This window comes from Vibrio sp. 2130-1, assembly GCF_033339515.1.
Window position 1 is genome coordinate 1 of record NZ_JAWOUT010000261.1, and the last position, 710, is coordinate 710.

At 46.1% G+C, this 710-nt stretch carries 2 protein-coding genes; one reads left to right on the forward strand and one right to left on the reverse strand.

What is annotated here, in order from left to right:
• A partial coding sequence (gene cysC / locus R7Q09_RS25605) for an adenylyl-sulfate kinase (RefSeq protein ID WP_318143871.1) occupies positions 1 to 418 on the forward strand: 418 nt, incomplete at its 5' end.
• A gap of 90 nt (positions 419 to 508) precedes the next feature.
• On the opposite strand, the gene R7Q09_RS25610 is transcribed toward cysC, so the two are convergent.
• Positions 509 to 710: DUF2806 domain-containing protein (locus R7Q09_RS25610; protein WP_318143872.1), on the reverse strand; the 202-nt coding region annotated here is incomplete at its 5' end.

A 710-nucleotide genomic window follows, 5' to 3' on the forward strand; every position in this document is an offset into this window, starting at 1 on the left:
CGGTGACAATGTTCGTCATGGCCTGTGTAGTGATCTAGGTTTTTCTGAACAAGATCGTCGTGAAAATATTCGTCGTATTGGCGAGTTGGCTAAACTGATGGCAGATGCGGGTTTGATTGTGTTGTCCGCGTTCATTTCTCCTCACCGTGCTGAGCGTCAACTCGTTCGCGATTTACTGCCCGAAGGTGAGTTCATTGAAGTGTTTGTGAATGCATCTCTCGAAGTGTGCGAAGGCCGAGATCCAAAAGGCTTATACAAAAAAGCGCGAGCAGGTGAGATCCCAAATTTCACGGGTATTGATTCAGAATATCAAGCGCCAATCAATCCAGAAATTGATTTGCCAGCAGGCGAGAAGAGCGTCGAAGAGTTGGTTGAGTTGTGTTTGAATGAGCTTAAACAGCGTCGTGTGATCAGCTAACTCAGCTTTTGGATCATGGGTGGAAAAAAGCCTCGTGTAATGCTTGAGGAGCTTTTAGATCATAGGTGACCTAAAGCTCCTAGAGCGAAACTAAACGGTATAGTTCACGCTGCTGCTTGCTTCGGTACTTACGCTAAACTTTTGATTTAACAAGGCGAGCATTTGATCGTAGTACTGGGAATTTGGCTTGTTGCCAAGCAGTTTGCACAGTTCGTTACCCGTCGGTGTGAAACGGTAGTACAGCAGACGGATGCCCTTCGTATTCACTTGCAGAGACAAATTCTTGCCTTGA